Source organism: Salinibacterium sp. ZJ450 (assembly GCF_011751885.2).
Classification (GTDB): Bacteria; Actinomycetota; Actinomycetes; order Actinomycetales; family Microbacteriaceae; genus Ruicaihuangia.
In genome coordinates this window covers 2,388,635-2,408,438 of record NZ_CP061771.1, presented here as the reverse complement: position 1 = coordinate 2,408,438, position 19,804 = coordinate 2,388,635, and the positions used below count along the sequence as shown (strand labels likewise).

Sequence of the window (19,804 nt, the reverse complement as noted above, 5' to 3'; positions counted from 1 at the left end):
AGTTGTGGGATGACTGCAACACTCGTGGCCCAGGGGCTCGCCGGCGGCTACGACCACCGCACACTGTTCGATTCGCTGGATCTGACCGTCGCGCCCGGCGACGTCGTCGGTGTCGTCGGCGTGAACGGTGCGGGCAAGTCCACCCTGCTGCGGATCCTCGCCGGCATCCTCGAACCGCAGGCGGGAACCGTCAGTCTGGCGCCGCGCGACGCGTTCGTCGGCTGGCTGCCCCAGGAACACGAACGCATCGCGGGGGAAAGCATCGCCGAATACATTGCGCGGCGAACCGGTTGCGCTCAGGCGACCAGGGAGATGGATGCCGCGGCCTCGGCGCTCGGTGAAGCGTATGACGGCACGACCGGCGCCGACCCGGCCGACGTGTACTCGGCCGCGCTCGAGCGGTGGCTCGCGAGCGGTGCCGCCGACCTCGACGAACGCATCCCGGTGGTGCTCGCCGACCTGGGCCTCGACGGGCTGCCGAACAGCACGCTGATGACATCACTGTCGGGCGGGCAGGCCGCCAGAGTGGGGCTCGCCGCGCTCCTGCTCTCCCGCTTCGACATCGTGCTGCTCGACGAGCCCACCAACGACCTCGACCTCGACGGGCTGGACCGGCTCGAGTCGTTCGTCACCGGACTCCGCGGGGGAGCGGTGCTCGTCAGCCACGACCGCGAGTTCCTGGCGCGCAGCGTCACCCGCGTGCTGGAACTCGACCTCGCCCAGAACGCCAACCGCGTGTTCGGTGGCGGGTACGACTCCTACCTGGAAGAGCGCGAGACCGAGCGCAGGCACAAGCGGGACGCGTACGACGCATTCGCCGAGAAGAAGGCCGACCTGGTGGGCCGGGCCAGAACGCAGCGCGAGTGGTCGAGCCAGGGCGTGCGCAACGCGATGAAGAAGGCCCCGGACAACGACAAGATCCGCCGCAAGGCATCCGCGGAGTCGAGCGAGAAGCAGGCGCAGAAGGTGCGGCAGATGGAAAGCCGGATCGCCCGCCTGGATGAGGTGGACGAGCCGCGCAAGGAGTGGCAGCTGGAGTTCACCATCGGCTCGGCCCCGCGCTCCAGTTCCGTGGTGTCCACGCTCAGTGAGGCCGTGTTCCGGCAGGGCGACTTCACCCTCGGACCCGTCTCGCTGCAGGTGAACGCGGGCGAGCGCATCGGCATCACCGGCCCAAACGGCGCCGGCAAGTCCACGCTGCTGCGGGCACTGCTTGGCCGCCAGACACCGGATGCCGGTGCTGCGAGCCTCGGCGCGAGCGTGCAGATCGGCGAGATCGATCAGGCGCGGGCGCAACTGGCTGGCGCTCGTCCGCTCGCCGACTCGGTCGAGGAGCAGCTGCCCGAGCTGTCCGCTGGCGAGGTGCGCACGCTGCTCGCCAAGTTCGGGCTGAAGGCCGACCACGTCACCCGCGCCGTCGACGCGCTCTCGCCGGGTGAACGCACCCGCGCCGGACTCGCCCTGCTGCAGGCGCGCGGCGTCAACGTGCTGGTGCTCGACGAACCCACCAACCACCTCGACCTCGCCGCGATCGAACAGCTCGAGCAGGCGCTCGAGTCATACGAGGGTGCGCTGCTGTTGGTGACCCACGATCGCCGGATGCTCGCCAACGTGCACGTCGACCGGCACTGGCGCGTGGACGCCGGCCAGGTCACCGAGCTGTAGCGCTAGCGGCTGCAGCCCTACCGTGACTGGCGGCGCTTGCCCGGTTTGGGTTGTCCCTTGACCTCGGGCGCACGCCCCTTGCCCTTGGACGCCTTCGCCTTGCCGCCGGTGTTCACCGGGTCGGCCTTGCCGCGCCCCGACGCCGCAGCCAGACGGCGTTTCGCCGTCGCGAGCAGCGCGGTCCCGTCATCCGTCAGTCGCAGTGTTCCGCCCTCGCGGTCGAACAGCGGCGCGCCGACTTCGCGCTCCAGCTTCGCGATGGATGCGCCGAGCGTCGAGGGTGGCAGCTGCAGCGCCTGCGCCGCTTGGGCGAAGCTGGACTGCTCGGCGACCACCGTGAAACGCCGCAGGTCGGTGAGTTCCACAGTCAGCCTTTCTGCAACCGCGTCCCTCGCGGTCGAGTTCTCAGGGTAGCCGCCAGACTGTACCGGTCAGTCCCGGTTGCGCTCGATCAGCTTCGACAGCACGATCGAACTCCGGGTGTGGTCGACGTGCGGCAGGTCGCGCACCCGTTCCAGGGCCGTCTCCAGCCCGGCGATGTCACGGCTGCGCAGCCGCATCATCGCATCCGCGCTGCCGCTCACGGTGCTGGCCTCCACTACCTCCGGCACGTTCAACAGGATGCGCTTGAGCTCGCCGGGCGCCACCGTGCCACGGCAGAACACCTCGACGTACGCCTCGGTGCCGAGCCCGTCCACCTCGGGGTCGACCTGCACCGTGAACCCGCGGATCACCCGGTCGGCGACGAGCCGGTCAACGCGCCGTTTCACCGCGGATGCCGACAGCCCGATGTCATCACCGATGTCGCCGTAATTGGCCCGCGCGTTTCGGCGGAGGTGGTCGATGATCCGGTGATCAAGGTTGTCCATGCGGGGAGTTTACGGCCGAGTATGCGCCCGCGGATGGCAGGGTGGAACCATGTTGCCCCTGTACCCGATTCCCGTACCCCCCGGTACGCCGCCCTGGATCAACATCCTGTTCGGCCTGGCGGCCATCACTGGCTTCGTCGTCCTGATCTGGCAGGCGGTGCGCTACTTCCGCAATCACCGCGACGACGACCAGTAGCGCCACCTACCCGAACAAGGCGGGCACCGCCGAGAGCGGCGGCGTCAGCGGCGACGCCAGCAACACGAACGCCACCACGTTCAGCATCACCGTCCCCCAGAACGCCAACCGGAACGAGGCCTTCTTGGTCTTGTGGCGCAGCAACTGCTGGGCGATGATCGCACCGGGCCAGCCGCCGAGCAGGCCGATCGAGAGCAGGGTGCTCTCGGAGATCCGCCAGTTGCCGGCGGTCGCCGCCGACTTGTCCGCCGCATAGACGACGACGCTGAGCACACTCGCGATCAGATAGACCGCCGCGAACCACCACGGCACCGACCAGAGCACATCGGTCACGAAGTACAGCACCGCGAACGCCGCGATCGCCGACAGCGCGATGACATTCACCGGACCGCGGCCGCGACGCCCGGCCGGAGTCGAGGCGCTGGGATGGCCGGGCCGGCTCGGCCGGCCGGAGGTGGAGTGTGCCCTGCCGGTTGCCGCACGCGGACCGGCTGCCGCGGGCGCCGATGCTGTGTGGCCAGCCCCACTGCCAGCCCCACTGCCGGCCCCGCCGGCGCGCACCACCCGCGACGCGCGCCGCTTGCCATCGGCGCCGGACTCCACCACGAAGCGCAGCGATTCACCGGTGCGGGGTCGCTCCGCACGAGACGCGAACGCGGTGGCGTGCACGAAGATCGCGGCGCTTCCGTCCTCCGGCGTGATGAAACCGAACCCACGCTCGTCGTTCCAGGAGGCGAGGGTGCCTCGGGTCTGCGTGGTGCCGGATGCCATGAGGTGATGTTAGTGCCGCACCCCGAGTGCGCGGCGAGGACACCGCGAACCGCGCCGCGAGCGACCGTGAACCGGCCGCGAGCGACCGTGCCGGTTGCTATGCTGGGGGCACAATCACATACTGGGCCGCAACGCGATGCGGGAGAGCTCTCCGATCACAGGAGAGCACCGAAGGAGCAAGCCTCCCCGCCAATCTCTCAGGTAGTTGTACCGCATCGACTGGCCACTCTGAAAAGCGAATTGCGACGCAATTTGCGCCCACGGTGAAAGTCGCCACGCGCGATGAAACTCTCAGGCCAATGACAGAGGGGGAGTTCCCGCGCTTTTCAGCGACCATTGGAGAACTCCGTGACGATTCGAAATTCCCCGCTCCACGACATCCATGTCGCGGCTGGCGCAACTTTCACCGACTTCGGCGGCTGGCAGATGCCGGTCCGCTACAGTTCCGACCTCACCGAGCACCACGCTGTGCGTGACGCCGCCGGACTGTTCGACATCTCGCACATGGGCGAAATCGTCGTGCTCGGCCCCGAGGCCGGCGCCGCGCTGGACTACGCCCTCGCCGGGCGACTGTCGACTATCGCCATGAACCAGGCCAAGTACAGCCTGCTGCTCGCCCCCGAGGGCGGCATCATCGACGACCTCATCGTCTACCGCACCGGCTACGACCGATTCCTGGTGGTCGCGAACGCCGGAAATCGAGCGGATGTCGCGGCCGAACTCGTCCAGCGCGCCGCCGAATTCGACTGCGAGGTGTACGACGAGAGCGACGACGTCGCTCTGATCGCGGTGCAGGGTCCGAAGGCGCAGGAGATCCTGGAGCAGCTCACCCCGCAGCTCGACGGCCTCACCACCCCGCTCGCCGACCTCAAGTACTACTGGAGCACCCCCGCCCGCTGGGCCGACCACGAGCTGCTCATCGCCCGCACCGGATACACCGGCGAAGACGGCTTCGAACTGTATGTGTCGCCCGAGGCGGCTCCCGCCCTATGGACCGCGATCGCCGAAGTCGGCGCCGGATCGGGTCTCGTTCCCGCCGGCCTCGCGGCCCGCGACACGCTGCGGCTCGAGGCGGGCATGCCACTGTACGGGCACGAGCTCGGCCGCGACATCCTGCCGGTGCAGGCCGGCCTCGGCCGTGTCGTGCACCAGAACAAGCCCGGCGGATTCGTCGGCCAGGACGCCATCGCAGCGGGAGCGCCGGACGGCGCCCGGGTGCTCGTCGGCCTCACCGCCGAGGGCCGCCGGGCCGGCCGCGAGGGCTACGCGCTCTACGGCACCGACGAGGAGCCCGTGGGTCGCATCACCTCCGGCGCTCTCTCCCCGACGCTGGGACATCCGATCGCGTTGGCCTATGTCGACCCGGTGGTGGCCGCCCCCGGAACCGAACTGTTCATTGACGTGCGCGGCAGCCGCATCCCCGCCACCGTCACCCCTCTGCCGTTTTACAACCGAAAGGCCTCCTGATGACCGACCTCACCGCCCTCAAATACACCGATCAGCACGAGTGGTTGCTCGTCGAGGGAGATGTCGTCACCGTCGGCATCACTGATTACGCCGCCGGTCAGCTCGGCGACGTCGTGTTCGTCGAACTGCCAGAGGTGGGCGCCACAGTGCAGGCCGGCACCGTGGTCTGTGAAGTCGAGTCGACGAAGTCGGTCGGCGAGGTGTACGCGCCCGCCAACGGCGAGGTCGTGGAGCGCAACGACGCCGTCATCGACACCCCCGAGCTGCTCAACGGCGATGCGTTCAGCGCCTGGCTGTTCAAGCTGCGCGTCGACGACCCCAGCGTGTTCGAGAACGGCGGGTTCCTCACCCGCGACCAGTACACCGCGCTGGAGGCGTAATCGATGCACTCCGGTTTCGCTGACCGTCACGTCGGAATCGACGGTGACGCCGAGCAGCACATGCTCGCCACACTGGGTTACAAGAGCGTCGAAGCCCTGGTCGAAGCTGCGGTACCGCCGTCGATTCACGTGGCTCCGATCGACAGCTCCAGCATCCCGGCGCCCGCCACCGAGAGGGAGGCCCTCGCCGAGCTCCGCACCATCGCGGGCTTCAACAAGGTGCGCCGTTCGATGATCGGGCTCGGCTACTACGACACCATCACGCCGGCCGTGATCAAGCGCAATGTGCTGGAGAACCCCAGCTGGTACACCGCGTACACGCCATACCAGCCGGAGATCTCGCAGGGTCGCCTGGAAGCGCTGATCAACTTCCAGACGATGGTGAGCGACCTCACCGGGATGGCGACCGCGAACGCGTCCATGCTCGATGAGGGAACCGCCGTGGTCGAGGGGATGCTGCTGGCCCGCCGCGCCTCGAAGTCCACGTCGCACGTGTTTGTGGTCGACGAGGACGCGCTGCCGCAGACCAAGGCGCTGCTGCACAGCCGCGCCGCCGCGGTGGGCATCGAACTGGTCGAGCTGCCGCTCGCGCAGCTTGCCGCCGCCTCCTCCTCTTCGTTGAACCTCCCCGACGCCTTCGGCATCTTCATCCAGTACCCCGGAGCCTCGGGCAACGCCTGGAATCCGGCATCCGTCATTGAAGAAATGCAGCAGCAGGGCGGCCTCGCTGTCGTCGCCGCCGACCTGCTCGCCCTCACCCTGCTCAAGGCGCCAGGTGACCTCGGCGCAGACGTCGCCGTCGGCACCAGCCAGCGCTTCGGCGTGCCGATGGGCTTCGGCGGCCCGCACGCCGGCTACATGGCCGTGCGCTCCGGCCTCGAACGGCAGCTGCCCGGCCGACTCGTCGGCGTCAGCAAGGACGCCGACGGCCACTCGGCGTACCGGCTCAGCCTGCAGGCGCGCGAGCAGCACATCCGCCGCGAGAAGGCAACGTCGAACATCTGCACCGCCCAGGTGCTGCTCGCCGTGATGGCGTCGATGTACGCCGTCTACCACGGGCCCGACGGGTTGAAGCGGATCGCCGAGCGCGTGCACAGCAAGGCGCAGGCATTCGCGCAGCGGCTCACCGCCGCAGGGTTCGAACTCGAGAGCGACAGCTTCTTCGACACCCTGCGCGTGCGGGTACCCGGCCGGGCAAGCGAGATCATCGACGCTGCGCTCGAGAAGGACATCACGCTGCACCGCGTGGACGCCGACACGGTGGGGATCAGCTTCGACGAGGCGAGCCTCGACACCATGCCGGGCGTCAGCCTCGACGGCGACCTGGCGCTGGTGTTCGGGCTGGACGCCGGGTTCTCCTACGCACCGGAGCGGGCGTTCTCCGCCGAGTTGTTGCGCGACACCGAGTACCTGACGCATCCGGTGTTCAACACGCACCGCTCGGAGACGAGCATGATGCGCTACCTCAAGTACCTCGCCGACAAGGATTACGCGCTGGATCGCGGCATGATCCCGCTCGGCTCGTGCACCATGAAGTTGAACGCGGCCAGCGAGATGGAAGCGATCACCTGGCCAGAGTTCGCCAGCATTCACCCGTTCGCGCCCGCGGCTGACGTTGAGGGTTACCTCGTGATGATCAGCCACCTCGAGACCTGGCTCGCCGAGGTCACCGGCTACGACACGGTGTCGCTGCAGCCGAACGCCGGCAGCCAGGGCGAACTCGCGGGTCTGCTCGCCATCCGCGGCTACCACCGCGCCAACGGCGACCTCGACCGCACCGCCTGCCTGATCCCGACCAGCGCGCACGGCACCAACGCCGCCAGCGCGGTGCTGGCCGGCATGCGGGTGGTGCCGGTCGCCACCGACGAGCTCGGCAACGTCGACCTCGCCGACCTACACGCCAAGATCGACACGCACCGCGACACGCTTGCCGCGCTGATGATCACCTACCCGTCCACGCATGGCGTGTACGAGCACGAGATCCGGGCGATCACGGATGCCGTGCACGAGGCCGGCGGTCAGGTCTACGTTGACGGCGCGAACCTGAACGCGCTGCTCGGCTACGCCCGGTTCGGCGACTTCGGCGGGGATGTCTCGCACCTGAACCTGCACAAGACCTTCTGTATCCCGCACGGCGGCGGCGGCCCCGGTGTCGGACCGGTGGCGGCCAAGCGGCACCTGGCCCCGTACCTGCCCGGCCATCCGATGGCGCAGAGCACGCAGCATCCGGCATTCGACCTGCGCACCGGACGCGCCGGCACCCTGGTGCACGGCGGTGGACCGGTGTCCGCTGCCCCGTACGGCAGCCCGTCGATCCTGCCGATCACCTGGGCCTACGTGCGGATGATGGGCTCGGAGGGGCTGAAGCGCGCCACCGGCGCCGCCGTGCTGTCGGCCAACTACGTGGCCGCGCGGCTCGGCGAGCACTTCCCGGTGCTCTACTCCGGCGACAACGGGCTGGTGGCGCACGAGTGCATCCTCGACCTGCGTCCGCTGAAGGAAGCCACCGGAATCTCCAACGACGACGTCGCCAAGCGGCTGGTCGACTACGGATTCCACGCCCCGACGATGTCGTTCCCGGTGGCCGGCACCCTGATGGTCGAGCCCACCGAGAGCGAAGACCTGGCCGAGATCGACCGGTTCATCGACGCCATGATCGCGATCAAGGCCGAAGCGGATGCCGTGGCAGCCGGGCGTTGGCCCGCCGCCGATAACCCGCTGGTGAACGCACCGCACACCGCGCTGTCCGTCATCGAAGGGGAGTGGGAGCACCCGTACTCCCGCGAGGAAGCCGTCTACCCGGCGGCGGCGTCACACACCGGAGCGGAGCGGATGCGCGCTGTATCGGGCAAATACTGGCCGCCGGTGCGCCGCATCGATCAGGCGTTCGGTGACCGCAACCTGGTTTGCGCCTGCCCGCCGATCGAGGCCTTCGCCTAAGCCGCCCCGCGTGGCGGCCTCCCCGTTGGTTGAGGAGGCCGCCCATGGCCGTGCCGCAGAATCAGTGGTCCGTGAACGCTCGGGCGGCAAGAGCGAGCTCGGGAGGATGATTTCGCCAGAAAACGTCCTCCCGAGCGGCCGATCTCCGTCCGAGCAGAAACCACCTAATAGCCCGCGGGGCTCGCACGCTCGCGCCGCGCCTCAACCAGCGGAGTGGCGCGCCCAGCGGATCAGCCCGGCAGGCCGAACAGGTCGGGGAAGGTGGCCGCCGCCCACGGGTAGCCGATGAAGATCGCGGCATCCAGCAGCACGTGCGCGATCACCAGCGGAAGCAGCCGCCCCGTGCGGTGGTAGAGCCAGCCGAACAGCAGACCCATCGCGAAGTTGCCGATGAACGGGCCGAAGCCCTGATACAGGTGGTAGGTGCCGCGCAGGGCCGCGCTCGCCAGGATGATCTGCCATGTGCCCCAGCCGAGGTCACGCAACCGCGCGAACAGGTAGCCGACCGCGATCACCTCTTCGGTGATGCCGGCCCGCAGCGCCGCGAGGAACAGCACCGGCACCGTCCACCAGTAGGTGTCGAGCGCGGTGGGAATCACCGTCGTCGTCCAGCCGAGCGCCTTCCCGCCGAGATACACGCCGAGCCCGGGAATCCCGATGATCAGCGCCAGCCCGACCCCACCGAGCGCGTCCCGTCCCGGGCGGGTGAGATCGATCCCCAACCGGCCCAGCCGCGGCCGGCTCGGCTGCCAGAGCAGGAACACCACGAGGGCCACCGGAACCAGGTCGAAGAACACGCCGAGCACCTGGTAGATGAAGTCGAACACCTCAAGGTCGCTCAGCGGACGGTTGATGGTGGCCGTCTGCTCCGAGAGCGGCTCGGTGCGGGTCAGCCGGTACGCGATCGACACGACCGAGTAGACGGCGGATGCCCCGATCGACAGCAGCAGCACGATGGCGATCTCGACGCCGAGCCGGCGACGGGATCCGCCGAAGCCCGCCCGATCGGGAAAGCCGTCAGCCGTGCGTGTGCGCCGTGTCATGCCCACTAACTTAACGCGCGACCGGCATTTGACAGGCCGGCGTACCGCCCGGAAGTCTGTGCCGGTTCTTCGCGATGAATGCGTATCCGGATGCCGCGACCCAGGAGTACGGGGGAGTGGCGATCAGCCAGCCCAACAGTCGCAGCCACCACCGCGGCTGCATCCGAAGCAGGGCAGAGAACGCAAGATGCCCCGCGTACTGGTGTGCGGGTGTCACCACCCAGGCAAAGCGTTCCACGTCGTCGGCAGTGAGGGCCAGAGCCTCGAGATCCGTCCACTGCCAGGGCACTGCATCCGGAAAAATAGGCAGAATTTCCTGAAGCCGATTCACCCAAAGAGTGCAGAAGGCACAATCGCCATCGAAGACCAGCCGAGTTTCTTTGGTGGTTATCGACAATTGTGCTCCCGTGCTGCTCATTGCGAACATTACCCCGTTGGCGATGCCAACTGCGCGTTTTGAGGGAGCAGCTGCAACGACTGTGCACCGAAAGCGGTTACCGCGCGTAAAACTCTAAAAGACGCAATTTTCTCGCGATTGCGTTTCTAATGGGTAACATCTCCCTCAACTGATTTGGTGACCGTACCACTGGGTGCTTAAATCGGTCCATCTAGTGTGGTTTGTTCACGCTGAATTCAGCGGAACCACATTCACACCTTGCACAGGAGGAAAATTGAGAGCATCACGCTTGGGCCTGCGGGTCGCAGCGGTGGTTGGAGCCAGCGCGCTGGTTCTGACTGGCTGCGCATCCGGCGGCGGCGACACCGGCGACTCAGCCGGCACAGCAATCGTCACCACGAACGGTTCCGAACCGCAGAACCCGCTGATCCCCACCAACACCACCGAGACCGGTGGCGGCAAGATCACCGACTCCATCTTCGCCGGCCTGGTCAGCTACGACGCTGAAGGCGCATACGAGCTCGAAGTTGCCAAGTCGATCGAGCCGAACGAAACCAGCGACGTCTGGACCATCACCCTCGAAGACGGCTGGGAGTTCACCAACGGTGAGCCCGTGACTGCTGACTCCTTCGTCGAGGCATGGAAGTTCGGTGCGAAGTTCAGCAACGCGCAGAGCGCCTCGTACTTCTTCGACATGATCGAGGGCTTCAGCTACGACGAGGACACCGAGCTCACCGGCCTCGAGGTCGTCAGCGACACCGAGTTCACCGTCACGCTTGCCACCCCTGAGGCTGACTTCCCGCTGCGTCTCGGCTACACGGCATACATGCCGCTGCCCGAGGTCGCGTTCGAAGACATGGAAGCCTTCGGCGAGAACCCGGTCGGAAACGGCCCGTACATGCTGGCCGACGAGGAAGCGTGGGTGCACGAAGAGCGCATCGACCTGGTGACGAACCCGGACTACGACGGCGTGCGCAAGCCTGCCAACGACGGTCTGTCGATCATCTTCTACGCGACGCAGGATGCCGCGTACGCCGACCTGCTCGCGGGCAACCTCGACGTGCTTGACGCCATTCCGGACAGCGCATACGAGAGCTACGAAGAAGACCTCGGCGACCGTGCTGTGAACCAGCCCGCCGCCATCTTCCAGGGCTTCAACATGCCGTACTACCTCGAGCACTGGAGCGGCGAGGAAGGCGAACTGCGTCGTGCCGCCATCTCGATGGCCATCGACCGTGCGCAGATCACCGACGTGATCTTCCAGGGCACCCGCACCCCCGCCACCGACTTCACCTCCCCGGTGGTCGACGGCTGGACCAACGAGCTCGAAGGGGCCGAGGTCCTCGACTTCAACCCCGAAGAGGCCAAGAAGCTGTGGGCCGAGGCTGACGCCATCGCCCCGTACGGTGACACCGAGTTCAACATCGCCTACAACTCCGACGGTGGCCACCAGGCCTGGGTCGACGCTGTGGTGAACAGCATCGGCAACACGCTCGGCATCAAGGCGATCGGCAAGCCGTACCCGACGTTCGCCGCGGCGCTTGACGACCGTAAGAACGACGCGCTCACCGGTGGAACCCGCGCCGGATGGCAGGCGGACTACCCGTCGCTGTACAACTTCCTCGCCCCGCTGTACCTCGCCGGTGCAGGCTCCAACTACGAGGACTACGCCAGCGAAGAGTTCGACGGACTGATCAAGGAGGGCACCCTGGCGCCCGACGTCGAGACCGCCACGAGCCTCTACCAGGATGCTCAGGAAGTCCTGCTCAAGGACCTGCCGGCGATCCCGCTGTGGTACTCCAACGTGACCGGCGGCTCCGCCGAGACCGTGGACAACGTGGTGTTCGGGTGGAACTCGGTTCCGCTTTACCACCAGATCACCAAGGGCTAGACAGGCGTAACCTGTACCAGCACATCTGACGAAGTGTCCGGGGCGGGCTTCCGCCCCGGACACTTTGCTGATTTACACCCAAACCACGATTGAGACCCGCCATGTCACAACAGACCTACGAGGCCGCCTGATGCTCTGGTACACAGGCCGCCGCATCCTTCAGATGATTCCGGTCTTCTTCGGCGCCACCTTCCTGATCTATGCGATGGTGTTTGCGCTGCCCGGAGACCCCATCGCCGCACTGTTCGGCGACCGCCCTCCGGCCCCGGGAGTCATCGAGCAGATCCGCGCAGAGTACAACCTCGACGAACCCTTCCTCGTGCAGTACTTCCTCTGGGTGGGCGGCCTGCTCACCGGTGACTTCGGAACCACCTTCTCCGGCCAGCCCGTGGCCGATGAACTGGCTCGGGCGTTCCCGATCACGTTCCGCCTGGCGATGCTCGCGCTGCTGTTCGAGGCAGTGATCGGCGTGACGGTCGGCTTGATCTCTGGTCTCCGCAAGGGCAAGTTGTTCGACACCAGCGCGCTGGTTCTGAGCCTGCTGCTCATCTCCGTGCCCACCTTCGTGATGGGCTTCCTGCTGCAGTTCATCTTTGGCGTTGAACTGGGCTGGTTCTCACCCACGGTTGGCCCCGGTGCCCCGTTGGAGGACCTCATCCTCCCGGCAATCGTGCTCGCCTCGGTGTCGTTCGCGTACATCGTGCGGCTCACCCGGTCGAGCGTGTCCGAGAACAAGGGCGCAGACTTCGTGCGCACCGCCACGGCCAAGGGCTTGTCACGGCAGCGCGTCATCGGCGTGCACGTACTGCGCAACTCCCTGGTGCCGGTCGTCACCTACCTCGGCGTGGACGTCGGCGCACTGCTGGTCGGCGCCATCGTCACCGAGGGCATCTTCAACATCCCCGGCGTGGGTGGAACCATCTACAACGCGATCACGCTCGGCGAGGGACCCACGGTCGTCTCGTTCGTGGCAGTCATGGTGATCATCATCATGCTGGCCAACCTGCTCGTGGACCTTCTGTACGCCGTGCTCGACCCGAGGATTCGCTATGCCAAGTAACATCACCCGCAACTCAGGCGAGCCCGGTCACTTCGTCGCCGAGCTCGAAGACACCCCGATCGCGCCGATCGACAGCGCCATCAACGAGGCGCAGAAGCCGCGCAGCACCTGGTCGGACGCGTGGGACTCGATGCGCCATCGGCCGCTGTTCTGGATCTCGTCCGCACTGATCGCGCTCATCGTGGTCGTCGCGCTCGCGCCGAACCTGTTCACCCAGGTGTCGCCGATTGCCTGCGACCTCGCATTCAGCAACCAGGGCCCGTCGGCCGGGCACCCGTTCGGGTACACCCGTCAGGGCTGTGACACCTTCTCCCGCGTGATCCACGGCACCCAGGCGTCCCTGCTCGTCGGCGTGCTCGCCACCGTGCTCGCCGCGCTGCTCGGCATCGTCTTCGGCGCGGTCGCCGGCTACTACGGCGGACTCTTCGATTCGGCGCTGTCCCGCGTCGCCGACATCTTCTTCGCCATCCCGACCGTGCTCGGCGGCATCGTCGTCATGTCGGTGTTCTCCGAGTACCGCACGCCGCTGCTGGTGGCGTTCGTCCTGGCCGTGTTCGCCTGGCCGCAGATCGCCCGCATCATGCGTGGCGCGGTGCTCACGGCGAAGCAGTCTGACTACGTAATGGCGTCGCGCGCGCTGGGCGTCTCGAAGTTCCGGGTGCTGCTGCGGCACGTCATGCCGAACGCGATCGCTCCGGTGATCGTCGTCGCGACCATCATGCTCGGTACGTTCATCGTCGCCGAGGCCACCCTGTCCTTCCTCGGAATCGGACTGCCGCCGGACGTGATGTCCTGGGGCAACGACATCGGCCAGGCGCGCACCACCATCCGCACCAGCCCGATGACGCTGTTCTGGCCCGCCGCGGCACTGTCCATCACCGTGCTGTCCTTCCTCATGCTGGGCGACGTCGTGAGCGACGCCCTCGACCCGAAAGCGCGGGCCCGCCGATGACCCTCAACGAGACACTCCTCGAGCCGGTAGACCGGGCAGCCCCCGGCACGCCGCTGCTGCAGATCCGCAACCTCGAAGTCGGCTTCAAAACCCAGAGCGGATTCGTCAAGGCCGTCCGCGGCGTCGACCTCACCCTGAACGCCGGAGAGTCGCTCGCGATCGTCGGCGAATCGGGATCCGGCAAGTCGACCACCGCGCAGGCCATCATCGACTTGTTGCCCGGCGCCGGCCAGGTGACCGGCGGTCAGATCCTGTTCGAGGGACAGGACCTGACCGGTTTCTCGGCCAAGCAGATGGAAGACGTGCGCGGTAGCCAGATCGGCTACGTGCCGCAGGACCCGATGTCGAACCTGAATCCGGTGTGGAGCATCGGATTCCAGGTCGAGGAGGCGATCCGCGCGAACGGCGGCGCACAAGGCCGCAAGGCAATCCGCGCCCGCGCCATCGAGGTGCTGAAAGAGGCGGGCCTCTCCGACGCCGACCAGCGGCTCAAGCAGTTCCCGCACCAGTTCTCCGGCGGCATGCGACAGCGTGTGCTGATCGGGATCGGGCTGTCCGCTCGGCCGAAGCTGCTCATCGCCGACGAGCCGACATCCGCCCTGGATGTCACGGTGCAGCGCGTCATCCTCGACCACCTGGAGACGCTCACTCGCGACTTCGGAACCTCCGTGCTGTTCATCACCCACGACCTCGGTCTCGCCGTCGAGCGGGCGCAGCAGGTGGTGGTGATGTACCAGGGCAAGATCGTCGAGGCGGGTCCGTCCGCCGAGATCCTCGCCAATCCGCTGCATCCGTACACCAAGCGTCTGGTCGCCGCGGCACCGAGCCTCGCGTCGCGCCGTATCCAGTCGGTGAAGACGGCGACGCGTGATGAGATCACCATCTCCGCTGAGGGGGCCGCCGAGGACCGCCTGCTCGCCCGTGCCGAGGAGCGCGAGAGCGCCGCTCCCGGCGCCGACCTGATCCAGGTGAAGAACCTCTCGAAGCTCTACAAGATCCGCCAGGGCGGGTTCAAGACCAGCGACCTGCTCGCCGTGAACGATGTGTCGTTCGGCATCAAGAAGGGCACCACCACGGCCCTCGTGGGGGAGTCCGGCTCGGGCAAATCGACCGTGGCCAAGCTCGTGCTGCAGCTGGAGTCGATCACCTCCGGGAACATCACGTTCGACGGGCGTGAGGTCGGCAACCTCACCGGCAAGGAGCTGTTCACGTTCCGCCGCCGGGTGCAGCCGGTGTTCCAGGACCCGTACGGTTCGCTCGACCCGGTCTACAGCGTGGCTCACACCATTGCCGAACCGCTCAAGGTGCACAAGATCGGCGACGGCAAGAGCCGGCTGGCCCGCGTGCGGGAGCTGCTCGATCAGGTGTCGTTGCCGGCATCCATGATGGACCGCTACCCGAACGAGCTGTCCGGTGGCCAGCGTCAGCGCATCGCGATCGCCAGGGCGCTCGCACTGAAGCCCGAGGTGATCGTGCTCGACGAGGCGGTGTCGGCGCTGGACGTTCTGGTTCAGGGGCAGATCCTCGAGCTGCTCGCCGACCTGCAGGCCGAACTCGACCTCACCTACCTGTTCATCACCCACGACCTCGCCGTCGTGCGGCTGATCGCCGACGAGGTCTGCGTCATGCAGAAGGGTCAGGTCGTCGAGGCCGCGACCACCGACGAGGTGTTCAGCAATCCGCAGCAGGAGTACACGCAGCGCCTGCTCGAGGCCATCCCCGGCGCGAACTTCACGTTCGGCCGCTGACCGTTACCGCGCCGGCCTGATCATCGGGCCGGCGCGGTCTTCATGCTGGCGCGGTCTTCATGCCGGCGCCGAGCGATTAGTCTCGATGGGTGGTTCGGACGGGTGTGCGCATGACGGGAAGAAGACGAGCTGCACTGCTGGCCACCGTCACCGTCGGCGCACTTGCCCTGCTGAGCGGATGCAGCCCAGACTCGGTCGTTGAGGGATCATCGATCAGCGTGGAACTCGCCGCGCCGTTCACCTCGCTGAACGACGCCACCGGCTACGGCAACACCGCCACGAACACCGCCGTCGCCTACGCGACCGGTGCCGACTTCACCTTCTACGACAACACCGCCAGCCTGGTGCGCGACGAGTCGTTCGGCCGGATCGAGGTCGTCGCCGACGAGCCGTTCGCCGTGCGCTACACGGTGGCCGAGGGCGTCACCTGGTCGGACGGCGTACCGGTGGATGCCGCGGACCTGCTGCTTTCCTGGGCGGCCAACTCCGGCGCGCTCAACACTCCGGGGCTCAGCGATGACGACGTCGTCGACGACGCGACGGGCGCGTACCGCGACGACGCGGCATCCGACGTCGTGTTCTTCGACGGAGCGCTCAACTCGGGTCTTCAGCACGTCAGCCAGACCCCGCAGATCGGCAACGACGGCCGGTCAATCACCCTGGTCTACGACCAGTACTTCGCCGACTGGGAACTGGCCTTCTCGATGGGGCTGCCTGCCCACGTGGTGGCGGAATCGGCTCTGACGCTCGAGAGCGGTGCCGAGGACAGCGCTGCCGATTCGAAGCAGCGGATGATCGACGCGATCGTCGACCGCACGGCAGACCTCGCCCCGATCTCTCGCATGTGGAGCAGCGGATTCACCGCCGAGGAGTTGCGCGCTCACCCCGACAGACTCGTGACATCCGGGCCGTACACGCTGAACGAACCGCAGGACGGCGAACCGGTCCGCCTCACCGTCAACGAGCGGTACAGCGGCGAGCACCGTCCGCGGTACGAGCGCATCGACATCCACAGCGGTGGTAACCCGCTGGAATCGGTGCAGCGCCTCGCGAACGGCGACGTGGACGTGATCACGCCGCAACCGAGCGGAGAGCTGCAGGGCGTGCTGAACGACACGGACGGGGTGCGGATCGCGGGCGGCCACGACGCGGTGTACGAGCACCTCGACCTGCGGTTCGCGAACAGCCGCAACCAGGCGATCGAGAACCCGCTGGTGCGCCAGGCGCTGCTCACCGTGCTGCCGCGACAGCAGATCGTCGACGAACTGGTCGCCACGGGAGCCGACGCGGACGCTGGTGCGCCGCGGGACTCGTTCGTGCTGATGCCCGGCTCCGCCGGCTACCAGGACGCCGTCGACTCGAACGGGTCAGCCGGGTTCACCGATCCCGACGTGAAGGCGGCAACTCGACTGCTCGCCGAGGCCGGCGTCACCGCGCCCGAGGTGTGCGTGCTGTTCGATCCGGCGAACCCCAGACGGGTGCAGGAATTCCAGTTGATCCGGGATGCCGCGGCCCCCGCCGGTTTTGTCGTCAGCGACTGCTCGGACCCCAACTGGCTGGAGATGCTTGGCGACCCCGGCGCGTACGACGCGGCACTGTTTGCCTGGCGCTCCACCAACTCGGGCGTGACCGGTCTGTCGTCGCGCCTGCACTCGACCGAGGGCGCCACCAACTTCTCGTTCTATGCCAGCGCACCCGTCGACGGGCTGCTTGGGGAGCTGGCAATCTCCCGAGACTCTGCTGAGCAGGAGGATCTGCTCGCGGCCATCGACGAGCAGTTGTGGGCCGACGGCTACGGCGCGCCGCTGTACCAGTACCCGCAACTGGTGGCGCATGATGAGTCGGTTGACGGAATCGTGCCGTCGCCGATGCCTCCCGGGGTGTTCTGGAACGTCTGGGAGTGGCAGCCTGCGGGCAACTGAGCGCACTGTTCACCGGGTATAAACGAGCAGTTCCGCTGGAGACGGTAGAATTGAGGGTCGCGGGGATCCCCGCGCCTTCCCTCCAGATAAATTGAGGACCACCTCGTATGGCATTGGCCACCCGCTCAGACCTTCGAAACGTCGCCATCGTCGCTCACGTCGACCACGGCAAGACCACTCTCGTCGACGCCATGCTGCGGCAGACCAACTCGTTCAGCGCCCACGAGCACCTCGAAGAACGCTCCATGGACTCCAACGAGCTTGAGCGCGAAAAGGGCATCACGATCCTCGCCAAGAACACGGCGGTCTCGTACAACGGACTGCACGCCGGCGACAAGCCGATCACCATCAACGTGATCGACACCCCCGGTCACGCCGACTTCGGCGGTGAGGTCGAGCGCGGCCTGAGCATGGTCGACGGCGTCGTGCTGCTGGTTGACTCCAGCGAGGGGCCGCTGCCGCAGACCCGCTTCGTGCTGCGCAAGGCGCTTGCCGCCAAGCTTCCCGTCATCCTGCTGGTGAACAAGACCGACCGTCCCGACGCCCGCATCGACGAGGTCGTCGCCGAGAGCCAGGACCTGCTGCTCGGACTCGCCAGCGACATGGCCGACGAGGTGCCCGACCTCGACCTCGATGCCATCCTCGACGTTCCCGTGGTGTACGCCTCCGGACGTAACGGCGCTGCCAGCGCCAACAAGCCTGCCAACGGCGAGCTGCCTGACAACGCCGACCTGGAGCCGCTGTTCGAGGCGATCCTCAAGCACATCCCGGCTCCCGTCTACGACGACGAGCACCCGCTGCAGGCCTGGGTCACCAACCTCGACTCCTCGCCGTTCCTCGGCCGGCTCGCGCTGCTTCGCGTGTTCCAGGGCAACATCAAGAAGGGCCAGACGGTCGCCTGGGTGAAGCACGACGGCAGCGTGCACAACGTGCGCGTCACCGAGCTGTTCATCACCAGGGCCCTCGACCGCTACCCGACCGAGACCGCTGGCCCTGGCGACATCGTGGCCGTGGCCGGGTTCGCCGACATCACCATCGGTGAGACCCTCGCCGACCCGGAAGACGTTCGCCCGCTGCCGACCATCACGGTCGACGACCCGGCGATCTCGATGACGATCGGCACCAACACCTCGCCGCTGGTCGGCAAGGTCAAGGGCCACAAGCTCACCGCGCGCATGGTCAAGGACCGCCTCGACAAGGAGCTGGTCGGCAACGTCTCGCTCAAGGTCGTCGACATCGGACGCCCGGATGCCTGGGAGGTGCAGGGCCGCGGTGAGCTGGCGCTCGCCATCCTCGTCGAGCAGATGCGCCGTGAAGGCTTCGAGCTCACGGTCGGCAAGCCGCAGGTGGTCACCAAGCGGGTCGACGGCAAGCTCCACGAGCCGTTCGAGCAGCTCACCATCGACGCGCCGGAAGAGTACCTCGGCGCGATCACCCAGCTGCTGGCCGCCCGCAAGGGCCGCATGGAGAGCATGTCGAACCACGGCACCGGCTGGGTTCGGATGGAGTTCATCGTTCCCTCCCGCGGCCTGATCGGCTTCCGCACCGAGTTCCTCACCACCACGCGCGGCACCGGAATCGCCAACACGATCTTCCACGGCTACGACGAGTGGTCGGGCACCATCAACACCCGCAACAACGGCTCGATCGTCGCTGACCGTTCCGGCGTGGTCACCCCGTTCGCGATCATCGCCCTGCAGGAGCGGATGACGTTCTTCGTCAACCCCACCGAGGAGGTCTACGAGGGCATGGTCATCGGCGAGAACTCGCGCGCCGACGACATGGACGTGAACATCACCAAGGAGAAGAAGCTGACCAACATGCGTCAGTCCACCTCCGACACGTTCGAAGCGATGACCCCGTCTCGCCAGTTGTCGCTCGAGGAGTGCCTCGAGTTCGCCCGTGAAGACGAGTGCGTCGAGGTGACGCCCGCGATCATCCGCATCCGCAAGGTGGAGCTCGACCAGAACGCGCGTGCCCGCCAGACGTCACGACTGAAGAAGCAGGACGCCTAGGTGCGGGTCACCCGTCCGATCGTTGCGGCGGTGCTCGCTCTGGGCATCGCCGGGTCGCTGGTCGGCTGCAGCACCGAGGGGCCGCTCGACAACATCGTCGGCGGAATCGTCGGTGACAGTGTCGAGCAGCTGAAGGGCGAGGTCGAAGGCCGCGTCTCCGAAGCGCTCGGTGGCGCGCAACTGACCACGGACGGCACCCTCCCCGCCAGCTTCCCCGCCGAGGTGCCGCTGGTCGAGGGCACGGTGCTCGGCGGCGGCGCAGCCCCGGATAACACCGGCTGGGTCGCCCGCGTCGAGGTACCGTCCGCCGGCGACTTCGCCGAAGCACAGCGGTTGCTGGAAGAGGCCGGCTTCACCGGTTCCAGCATCGACACCGACGCGACCAGCGGCTTCGGCAACTTCGCGTCGGCGGACCATAACGTGGTGCTCACCGTCGCGACGGATGCCGGGGCGGTTGTCGCCACTTACGTGGTCACGCCCCGCTAGCA

General features: G+C 67.2%; 17 protein-coding genes and 2 riboswitches. Of the genes, 12 read left to right on the top strand and 5 right to left on the bottom strand.

The window, feature by feature from the left end; genetic code table 11:
- The first annotated feature begins 9 nt into the window (after positions 1 to 9).
- A complete protein-coding gene (abc-f, locus tag HCT51_RS11560; RefSeq protein WP_166874306.1) occupies positions 10 to 1,665 on the top strand; it encodes a ribosomal protection-like ABC-F family protein in 1,656 nt (551 codons plus the stop codon).
- A 17-nt stretch (positions 1,666 to 1,682) separates the two neighbouring features.
- Here abc-f and HCT51_RS11555 read toward each other — a convergent pair whose 3' ends face one another.
- Entirely contained in the window at positions 1,683 to 2,030 is a 348-nt protein-coding gene (locus HCT51_RS11555) for a LysR family transcriptional regulator (RefSeq protein WP_166874303.1), read from the bottom strand.
- Positions 2,031 to 2,096: 66 nt separating this feature from the next.
- Positions 2,097 to 2,534: an Lrp/AsnC family transcriptional regulator gene (locus HCT51_RS11550; protein WP_166874300.1), complete on the bottom strand. Its 438-nt coding sequence runs from the start codon at positions 2,532 to 2,534 to the stop codon at positions 2,097 to 2,099.
- A gap of 49 nt (positions 2,535 to 2,583) precedes the next feature.
- Here HCT51_RS11550 and HCT51_RS11545 point away from each other — a divergent pair, with 49 nt between their 5' ends.
- A complete protein-coding gene (locus HCT51_RS11545) occupies positions 2,584 to 2,730 on the top strand; it encodes a hypothetical protein (protein WP_166874298.1) in 147 nt (48 codons plus the stop codon).
- A 6-nt stretch (positions 2,731 to 2,736) separates the two neighbouring features.
- On the opposite strand, the gene HCT51_RS11540 is transcribed toward HCT51_RS11545, so the two are convergent.
- Positions 2,737 to 3,501, bottom strand: coding sequence for a DUF1294 domain-containing protein (locus tag HCT51_RS11540; RefSeq protein WP_224760464.1), 765 nt, complete (start codon positions 3,499 to 3,501; stop codon positions 2,737 to 2,739).
- Between the two features lie 129 nt (positions 3,502 to 3,630).
- Positions 3,631 to 3,724, top strand: a riboswitch (glycine riboswitch).
- Positions 3,725 to 3,814: riboswitch (glycine riboswitch) on the top strand.
- Between the two features lie 35 nt (positions 3,815 to 3,849).
- On the opposite strand from HCT51_RS11540, the gene gcvT reads away from it, so the two are divergent.
- From gcvT to gcvP, 3 genes are read left to right on the top strand one after another with little or no spacing between them, the layout of a single operon-like run.
- Entirely contained in the window at positions 3,850 to 4,968 is a 1,119-nt protein-coding gene (gene gcvT / locus HCT51_RS11535) for a glycine cleavage system aminomethyltransferase GcvT (protein WP_224760463.1), read from the top strand.
- A complete protein-coding gene (gene gcvH, locus HCT51_RS11530) occupies positions 4,968 to 5,348 on the top strand; it encodes a glycine cleavage system protein GcvH (protein WP_166874293.1) in 381 nt (126 codons plus the stop codon). The genes gcvT and gcvH overlap by 1 nt, the downstream gene beginning before the upstream one ends.
- Before the next feature lie 3 nt (positions 5,349 to 5,351).
- Positions 5,352 to 8,288: an aminomethyl-transferring glycine dehydrogenase gene (gene gcvP, locus HCT51_RS11525; protein ID WP_166874289.1), complete on the top strand. Its 2,937-nt coding sequence runs from the start codon at positions 5,352 to 5,354 to the stop codon at positions 8,286 to 8,288.
- A gap of 230 nt (positions 8,289 to 8,518) precedes the next feature.
- Here the strand turns inward: gcvP and HCT51_RS11520 are convergent, their stop codons facing one another.
- Both HCT51_RS11520 and HCT51_RS11515 read right to left on the bottom strand, forming a co-directional pair.
- A complete protein-coding gene (locus tag HCT51_RS11520) occupies positions 8,519 to 9,331 on the bottom strand; it encodes a CPBP family intramembrane glutamic endopeptidase (protein ID WP_166874286.1) in 813 nt (270 codons plus the stop codon).
- A gap of 10 nt (positions 9,332 to 9,341) precedes the next feature.
- A complete protein-coding gene (locus HCT51_RS11515) occupies positions 9,342 to 9,662 on the bottom strand; it encodes a thiol-disulfide oxidoreductase DCC family protein (RefSeq protein WP_243844248.1) in 321 nt (106 codons plus the stop codon).
- A 340-nt stretch (positions 9,663 to 10,002) separates the two neighbouring features.
- Between HCT51_RS11515 and HCT51_RS11510 the strand changes: the two genes are divergently transcribed.
- The 7 genes from HCT51_RS11510 (at position 10,003) to HCT51_RS11480 (ending at position 19,802) form a co-directional block, all read left to right on the top strand.
- Positions 10,003 to 11,619, top strand: a complete 1,617-nt coding sequence (locus tag HCT51_RS11510) for a peptide ABC transporter substrate-binding protein (protein ID WP_166874280.1) — start codon at positions 10,003 to 10,005, stop codon at positions 11,617 to 11,619.
- A gap of 130 nt (positions 11,620 to 11,749) precedes the next feature.
- Positions 11,750 to 12,679: an ABC transporter permease gene (locus HCT51_RS11505; protein WP_166874277.1), complete on the top strand. Its 930-nt coding sequence runs from the start codon at positions 11,750 to 11,752 to the stop codon at positions 12,677 to 12,679.
- The gene (locus tag HCT51_RS11500) at positions 12,669 to 13,631 is read left to right on the top strand and encodes an ABC transporter permease (protein WP_166874274.1); all 963 of its coding nucleotides are present in this window, start codon (positions 12,669 to 12,671) and stop codon (positions 13,629 to 13,631) included. Before HCT51_RS11505 ends, HCT51_RS11500 begins: the two co-directional genes overlap by 11 nt.
- On the top strand, positions 13,628 to 15,379 hold the full coding sequence (locus tag HCT51_RS11495; RefSeq protein ID WP_166874271.1) for a dipeptide ABC transporter ATP-binding protein: 1,752 nt from the start codon (positions 13,628 to 13,630) through the stop codon (positions 15,377 to 15,379). Before HCT51_RS11500 ends, HCT51_RS11495 begins: the two co-directional genes overlap by 4 nt.
- A gap of 110 nt (positions 15,380 to 15,489) precedes the next feature.
- On the top strand, positions 15,490 to 17,301 hold the full coding sequence (locus HCT51_RS11490) for an ABC transporter family substrate-binding protein (protein ID WP_166874269.1): 1,812 nt from the start codon (positions 15,490 to 15,492) through the stop codon (positions 17,299 to 17,301).
- Positions 17,302 to 17,408: 107 nt separating this feature from the next.
- Positions 17,409 to 19,316, top strand: coding sequence for a translational GTPase TypA (gene typA, locus HCT51_RS11485; RefSeq protein ID WP_166874266.1), 1,908 nt, complete (start codon positions 17,409 to 17,411; stop codon positions 19,314 to 19,316).
- Positions 19,317 to 19,802 (top strand): hypothetical protein, encoded by a 486-nt coding sequence (locus HCT51_RS11480; RefSeq protein ID WP_166874264.1) that lies wholly within the window; start codon positions 19,317 to 19,319, stop codon positions 19,800 to 19,802.
- The last annotated feature ends 2 nt before the right edge of the window (positions 19,803 to 19,804 follow it).